This window comes from Herbinix hemicellulosilytica (assembly GCF_002904165.1).
Lineage (GTDB): Bacteria > Bacillota > Clostridia > Lachnospirales > Lachnospiraceae > Mobilitalea > Mobilitalea hemicellulosilytica.
The window spans coordinates 1-7,759 of the sequence record NZ_CVTD020000004.1 but is presented as its reverse complement, the minus strand read 5'-3'; the positions used below and the strand labels follow the sequence as shown (position 1 = coordinate 7,759).

Sequence of the window (7,759 nt, the reverse complement as noted above, 5' to 3'; positions counted from 1 at the left end):
CAAAGAGCCCTTTTTTATAGCTGGGCTACTAGGATTCGAACCTAGAAATGCCGGAGTCAGAGTCCGGTGCCTTACCGTTTGGCGATAGCCCAATTTATATATTTACTTGATTTCGGCCTCTTTCTGACCGCCACGAATGATATTATAACTTATCGCCCGCCATATTTCAAGTATAAATTTTAAGAAATTTATTACATATTTTGTATTGGGCTAGTCTTCGGCTATATAGCTGTTTTCAAGGGTTATTACGCAATTTAATCTGGAATCATGCTTTCTGGTTTCTTCCATGATTTTTGCAAGGATTTCTTCTTCCTGCTTAGGCGTATAAGAAAAGGGCACCACCAAATCAAATATCAGATTAATCTGAAATTCTGTTTTTATTACTCTGAAATCATGAATTGAAGCCCGTTCATCATAACTTTTTACTATATCAATAACCAATTTCTTTTTCTCAAGCACCAAAGCATCGTTCATTTCCACCGGGTCCATATGGATAACAAGAAATATCCCCATTTTTTCAAGTATATCCCGTTCTATTTTGTCTATTGTTTCATGTATTTCCTCAAAATTGATGTCGTTTGGTACTTCCGCATGAATCGTTGCCATACGGTGAATTGGGCCGTAACTGTGTATTATTAAATCATGAGTTCCAACTATATTGGGGTAACTTTCCACCATATCTGTTATGCTCTTATAAACTTCCCTGTCGACCGCTTGCCCAAGCAGAGGTTCCAAGGTATCCTTTGCTATTTTAAATCCCGCAATCATAACAAATACAGATACCACAAGCCCCATGTATCCGTCGATTTTAAGGCCTGTCAAACCCGCGACTGCCGCAGATACTACAGTAGCCGAAGTAACCAATACGTCACTCAAAGAATCTGCTGCCGTAGCAAGCATAACAGAAGATTTTATCTTTTTTCCGAGTTTTCTGTTAAACAGCATCAGCCATGCTTTAATAAATATGGAAAGAATCAAAATTCCTATAAGTATCGGTTTAAACACAACAGCTTCCGGATTTAGGATTTTTTCAAATGAATTTTTAAACAATGAAATACCAACTTGTATTATTATAAAAGAAACCGCCAGGGCTGCAATATACTCTAGCCTTCCGTGACCGAAAGGATGCTCCTTGTCGGCAGGCCGCCCTGCCAGTTTTATTCCCACAAAGCCTATAACAGATGAAGCTGCATCCGATAAATTATTAAAAGCATCGGCCATTACAGATATACTTTTTATAAGAATACCGACTGTCAGTTTACCTATAAAAAGAATAATATTACACACAATGCCAACTATCCCGGATAAAGTCCCATATGAGGTGCGTACCCTCTGATCCTCAACGTTTTCACTGTCTTTTATGAATAATTTAACTAAAAGATCTGTCAAGTTAAATATCCCCTTTCGTACATTCATATCCTATAACCTTAATTATCCGGCACGCTTATGATTATTTCCTGCCGGCAAGAAATATATAATTCAGATGATACGCACCTATATAGAATATCCAGCTATTTAACTTTTATTTATTTTTATTTAAAATCATCTGCCAAAAGATATTTCCTAATTTTGTAAGTTAATTCTACGCGTGTAGTTTATAAAGCCAGACGGTAGATATTTTCTACATCTTTGGAATTCAGACGCACAAAGCTTCCGATAGTACCGTTTTCACCAAGGCCAAGTTTTTCTACCATCAAAGGAATGTCTTCTTCCCTAGCTCCCAATTCTTTAAATGTAGTAGGCATTCCTATGGATTTAAGGAATTGCTTAAATCTTTCAATTCCTTCCCTGGCAGTTTCTTCGGGATTGGCAAAATTCATATGACATCCCCATACTCTTACCGCAATCTGGGCAAAACGGTTTATGTCATGCTTCATAACATAAGTCATCCAGGCAGGGAAAACAACGGCCAGGCCGGCTCCATGAGCCACATCATATAAAGCCGAAAGTTCATGCTCTATGCCGTGACTTGCCCAATCCTGCTCTCTTCCTACACCAACCAGGTTATTGTGTGCCACCATGCCTGCCCACATAATATTAGCCCTGGCTTCATAATTATTGGGATCTTTTATAACTCTGGGAACCTCTTTTATCATGGTAAGCAGTATAGCTTCACACAGACGGTCGGTTATTTCTACTTCTTTAGTATTGGTGAAATACCTCTCAAATACATGGGCCATAATATCAACGGCACCACATGCAGTCTGATATGCCGGCAGGGTCTGGGTAAGTTCGGGATTTAGTATGGAGAATTTAGGTCTAAGAACCTCGCTTCCGGCTCCCCTTTTAAGCATACCTTCTTCTTTAGTTATTACCGTATCACCGGAGCCTTCGCTTCCTGCGGCCGCAATAGTAAGAACGGTTCCTACAGGAAGGGCTTTTTCGATTGGTTTTCCCTCAAAGAAGTCCCAGAAATCACCCTCATACATTGCTCCTGCCGCAATAGCTTTGGCAGAATCGATAACACTGCCCCCTCCTACTGCAAGGATAAAATCAATTCCTTCTTTCCTGCAAAGGTCAATTCCTTCATAAACAAGGCCGCTTCTGGGATTTGGTTTAACTCCACCCAGTTCAATATATTCTATATTCTCCTTATTGAGTGATTCTTTTACCCGGTCAAGCAAACCGGATCTTATGACAGAACCGCCCCCATAATGGATCAATACTTTACTCCCACCAAAACGTTTAATCAAACGGCCGGCTTCTTTTTCTGTCCCTTTTCCGAATGCAAAATAAGTCGGGCTGTAAAAAGTAAAATTATTCATACCTTTTTCTCCTTTCAGCTTTTTGTTCTCTCTCTTTATTGAAAATGAAAAACATTCCATATATTAAATGATATAATATATGCCATAATTCAATTATATATCTTTATTTGCTTTTTCCTATTATAAATTTGATTATTTTAATTAAATTTTACTAAAAAATATTAAAAGACTCTGTATTTTACTGTCACCAATTTTTTTCTTTTTATAATCATTCTTAAATTACGATTTTATTTTATTATTATATCATAAAAGAAAAATCAAAGCTAGAAAGGCGGTTAACATGATAATAACTACTACCCCTTCCATAGAAGGAAAGCAGATTGATACTTACCTCGGTATAGTTTTCGGGGAAGTTATATCAGGAGTTGATTTCATCAAAGATTTTGCTGCCGGATTGTCAAATTTCTTTGGCGGCAGGTCAGGAACTTACGAAGAAGAGCTGATCAGAGCAAGACAAGAAGCTATTGAAGAAATGACAAGGCGTGCGGCTGCCTTAGGTGCAAATGCCATAGTCGGAGTTGATATAGACTATGAAGTACTCGGCAGCAACAACGGTATGCTGATGGTCACTGCCTCCGGAACTGCTGTGTGTGTATCATAATACACACACAGTTTTTTTATGATGATTTTAAAGGGTACATATCGGTCTGTTATTATAACACACTTTCCACAATCATAAACATACAGAGAATGATAAATACGATTGTACCGGAATTAAGTATATAGTCGCTTTTTTTAACCAAAGGAATGGCAGCTTTGGTAAATTTGATTTTCTTAATATTAATAATAAAAAATGCCGTACCAGCTGCAACAATAACCTGTATAACAAGAGATATTAATATAATAATTTTCATATCTCCACTGTATAAGACTAGAGGTGCCAGGCCGGAGCCGATAAAGTTTACCATAATATGTATTAATATAGAGTACCTGATAGTATTGGTTTTAACGGTAACGTAGGCCATAACGGCTCCTACTGCTGTTGCATATAGAGCCTGTGACAAATTCATGTGAAAAAGGCCGAAAGCTATGCTTGTAAGTAATATTGCAGGCAAATCTCCAAACCTGCGCAGTTTATCCAGTAGCAGCTTACGAAATATCAACTCTTCGGCTATAGGTCCAAGTATTGTGGCATAGAGAATTATAATAAATGTATTGCTTCCTAAAATGACCTCTTCCAATGGATTAACCACTTCAGAACCCGTAAAATATGAAATTATGTTATTGATAAATAAGGTAATCAGATTGGTATAAAACATTGCCGCATAGCATATTAAAAAGTATTTAACAAACTCTCCCAAGGACAGTTTCTTTACCTCTCCCTTTTCGGAATCAGGTATTTTTTTCATCAATATAAAAGCCAAAGGCAAGCCTACACCCAATATGCTTACTGCTGTCAGAGTAAGTTCAAACCAATCGGATTCGTAAAAACTTATAAAATATTTTTTGGATAACACAAATAAAATTACCTGTATAATTGATATAACTACAAAGATAATAGACAAAAACCATCCACAAAGGCTTAAAATCTTTTTGTTTCTTTTTCTGTCCTGAATCTTTTCCGAATCATTATTCAAATACTTTTTTGATTCTTCATAAAAATTATTATAATTTTCCATGGCTTCCTCCGTTATTGACTAAGTCCGAAATCCAGAAGCTTTCTTGAGTCTTCCCATCTGCCTTCCGAATCCGAATTCATAACCACGGCAAGAACCGTCTTGTCACCTTTTTTTGCCAAAGATATAAGGCATTTTCCTGCCATTGTACTGGTACCTGTTTTAAGCCCCATACAGTAAGGATAATATCTGGGGCTGCCTTTTTTTATTAAAGAATTTGTGCTATTCCAGGTCACATCGGATCCGTCAACAAAAACATTTCTTGCAGAACTTTTATTGCATATTTCAACAATAACCTTATTATCTGCTGCTGCCAGCCCTATTAACCCCATATCATATGCGGTAGTATATTGACCAATGGCATCATATCCGTCGGGGGTTTTAAAGCATGAATTGACGACTCCCAAACTTTTAGCCTTTTCGTTCATTAATCTGATAAACTCAAAAATGGAATCTTTAAGGCTTGGATTTTCATTCTTTAAAGATTTTTTTCCTACATAAGCAGCCGTAACATAAGCCGCATCATTGCCCGACGGTACCAGCATACCTTCTAAAAGATTTCTTATAGTAAGAATCTGGCCTTTCTTTAGTCTTGCTACTGTCGAATCCGAGGCCACAAGTTTCAGTTCTTCTCCTACCGTTACTTCTTCCTGCTCCATACACCAATCCAGTGCTACAAGCGCTGTGAGAAGTTTTGCGGTACTGGCTGGAAATACCGGCTCAACGGCATTTTTATGATACAAAACCTTTCCGGTATCCGCATCAAACAATATGGCAGATTTCGCCTTTATATTAAGAGAAGGATTTTCTATGTCCAGAGCTACTTCTATTCTGCTGTCATAAATCATTTCGGGAATATATTTCATATAATCCACCTGACTGCTGTCGGTAATTAATTGCATATCAGGCAGATCTACAATATTTCCTCCCAGTGTAGCTTCCGAATTGTTGTAAGAATCTATAGTCTCCTCATCGTCGGGATTATTTTCCGTTTCATTTATCCCGCCGGCATCGGTATCGATTTCTTCGACATCGGTTAAATCAGAATCTTCCTGCTGTATAGGCTTTTCTTCCGACTCATTCTCAACATCAAGCGGAAGATTATTTGAAGTCTCCGATGTCTCCTCATCATTATTATCCGGCTTTTGGGCATCTGCAAAGGTAAGTTCATCTCCTGCAGCAACACCTAAGTTATTATCCTGATTCGGACTGTTGTCTGTTTTATTGTTTCCCTCCGTTAAAACATCATTATCATTGGCATCTGCCAACTGCTGTTGATTCTGACTGTATTTAAAGTCTGCAGGCTGCCTTATCATTATCATTGTTCCAAGAAACAAGCCTGCTATGACCATGCATGCGAATAGAATAAGTCCTAAAATACTTTTTCTGTTCATTATATTATCTCCTTAAACCTGTACCTGTTTATATAAATGCCATGCGGCATCTGACAAGTCCGTAAATCCTTTTTAATAAAAAAGGACGTTACAATCATAATTTTAACGTCCTTTTTCTTCTTATTGTAATAGCTATATCCAAAGAATGCAAGGAATATCCTAAATTCTTTAAATATCTGTTCAAATAAATTAATAGCTGAAGTTAATATCTACATTGCCTATACCACCGTCTATTTTTATGGTGTGGTCTGTCGTACCGATATCATTGTAATCGGATGATATTTTTTCTCCGTTAACCCTAATGGAGCCTATACCACTGTCAATCTTAAGGCCATAATCATCTCTGCCGCCGTTTATATACAATACGATGTCCCCTATTCCACAGTTGAATTTCGAATTGCCTAAAAGCAATCCGTCAATTTTTAAATTTCCTATTCCGCTGTCAAAATCAACATTTGAAAGATTTACATCATTAAAGGTTATATCTCCTACACCACCGTTGCCTTTGACATGCTGAGCGGTTATGTTATATCCGTAAATCGTACCGACGCCTGCATCAACTATTAGCCTTTCGGTTGAAAGATCCTCCATAAATACTTCTCCCGCACCGCTGTTTATTTTTATTTCCTCGGCTGTAAAATCAGAAGGTACATATACTGTGATATATGATTTGTCTTTCGGCCTTCTGAACGTAAAAAACAGGAACTTAATTACGCTGTCATCCTTAACAATAAGAGTTCCGTTTTTTACCGAAGCTTTAAAATCCTTTGAAACATTTCGTCCTTCAACCATAAATCTGTCACCGGATTTGACAGTCAACTTACCGACGTTGTTACTGATATCCAATTTTTCTACGCCGATAAATTCCTGGGTGAAATTTACCTTGTATTCATCCATATTATCATCCAAATATGCGTTTTCCAACCCTTCACTTATATTAAAAAATGTAACCGCATGTGAGACAAAACTTACTATTGCCGTAAGAATCCCAACGGTCAAAAGGACAGCTAAAGTAATTGCTGCATATTTTATAACTTTTTGAAAAGTATTCATTTAATATCTATCCCTCCAAACATTGTGGTGGAATTCAGATAAATCGTATATGCCCCCGAATCGTAACTATGACGGTTTTTAATGCTAACTCCTCCAAAAACAGGCACATTATTTACTTTGATCTGAACACCACTGGGTACATATATATCAATACCTCCAAATACGGTAGTTGCAGTTATCTCAACATTACTGTCGATAACAGCATCTCTTAAATCCAAAGTTAATCCGCCGAATATAGCGTTTAAATCGGCCCCTGTAAAACGGTCTGTTACTTTTATGCTGTTTCCTGAGAATATGGCACTGTATTCTGCCCGGCCAGGTCCATAATTGCCTGCCTGCCCTTCAACATGTATAGTCGGTTCTACATTTATTGTTTTTCTTTGAAAACTTTGAAATATAATCTTTAAACCTATAGCTATAAAAATTACAGGTATTATTAATCCCCAGAAATTTATTCTTATATTAACATAATGGGCGGCCAAAAGCATAAGCCCTATAATTAATCCCGTAAAAGAACCCACATTAATGCCATTATTTATAATAGATACAAGACATGGGATAATTATAATCAAAGTCCACCATCCTCTGAAAAACAAAGAAAAATCCCATAAATTTACCGCATCCCCGGCATAACCTATACCAATTACAAGGAAAACAAGGCCTAAAAATATATTTGATAATTTTTTTCTCACGGTTTACTACCTCCCACTATATGCTATAAATTGGATAACACATGTAAATATCATACTCTAATCAAACCTGATTTGCAATACATATCGGAATAGTTTAATCTTTCTAATTAGAATTTAATTGTTTAATTTCTTTCATCTGAATGACAGTATAATCATAATAATCCGGCAAATTAATACTCTTTGGAAAAGAGCCTTTAATAAAGCAATTGAATTTCATCTGACTTCATGTTGCAAAATAA

General features: G+C 36.8%; 7 protein-coding genes and 1 tRNA gene. 1 reads left to right on the top strand and 7 read right to left on the bottom strand.

Annotated features, from left to right (window positions below; all coding sequences use genetic code 11):
• Positions 1-20 precede the first annotated feature (20 nt).
• The 3 genes from HHT355_RS00300 to HHT355_RS00290 form a co-directional block, all read right to left on the bottom strand.
• Positions 21-92: transfer RNA gene (locus tag HHT355_RS00300), tRNA-Gln, on the bottom strand.
• A gap of 118 nt (positions 93-210) precedes the next feature.
• Positions 211-1,389 (bottom strand): cation diffusion facilitator family transporter, encoded by a 1,179-nt coding sequence (locus tag HHT355_RS00295; RefSeq protein ID WP_103201467.1) that lies wholly within the window; start codon positions 1,387-1,389, stop codon positions 211-213.
• Between the two features lie 206 nt (positions 1,390-1,595).
• Complete coding sequence (locus tag HHT355_RS00290) at positions 1,596-2,765, bottom strand: iron-containing alcohol dehydrogenase (RefSeq protein WP_103201466.1); 1,170 nt, start codon at positions 2,763-2,765, stop codon at positions 1,596-1,598.
• A 280-nt stretch (positions 2,766-3,045) separates the two neighbouring features.
• Here HHT355_RS00290 and HHT355_RS00285 point away from each other — a divergent pair, with 280 nt between their 5' ends.
• Positions 3,046-3,366: a putative heavy metal-binding protein gene (locus HHT355_RS00285; RefSeq protein WP_103201465.1), complete on the top strand. Its 321-nt coding sequence runs from the start codon at positions 3,046-3,048 to the stop codon at positions 3,364-3,366.
• A 52-nt stretch (positions 3,367-3,418) separates the two neighbouring features.
• Here HHT355_RS00285 and HHT355_RS00280 read toward each other — a convergent pair whose 3' ends face one another.
• From HHT355_RS00280 to HHT355_RS00265, 4 genes are all read right to left on the bottom strand, one after another.
• Positions 3,419-4,384, bottom strand: coding sequence for a CPBP family intramembrane glutamic endopeptidase (locus tag HHT355_RS00280; RefSeq protein ID WP_103201464.1), 966 nt, complete (start codon positions 4,382-4,384; stop codon positions 3,419-3,421).
• 11 nt (positions 4,385-4,395) lie between these two features.
• Positions 4,396-5,775: a D-alanyl-D-alanine carboxypeptidase family protein gene (locus HHT355_RS00275; RefSeq protein ID WP_103201463.1), complete on the bottom strand. Its 1,380-nt coding sequence runs from the start codon at positions 5,773-5,775 to the stop codon at positions 4,396-4,398.
• Positions 5,776-5,964: 189 nt separating this feature from the next.
• Positions 5,965-6,828, bottom strand: a complete 864-nt coding sequence (locus HHT355_RS00270; protein WP_103201462.1) for a DUF4097 family beta strand repeat-containing protein — start codon at positions 6,826-6,828, stop codon at positions 5,965-5,967.
• Positions 6,825-7,520: a LiaF transmembrane domain-containing protein gene (locus HHT355_RS00265; RefSeq protein WP_103201461.1), complete on the bottom strand. Its 696-nt coding sequence runs from the start codon at positions 7,518-7,520 to the stop codon at positions 6,825-6,827. The genes HHT355_RS00270 and HHT355_RS00265 overlap by 4 nt, the downstream gene beginning before the upstream one ends.
• Positions 7,521-7,759: the final 239 nt, after the last annotated feature.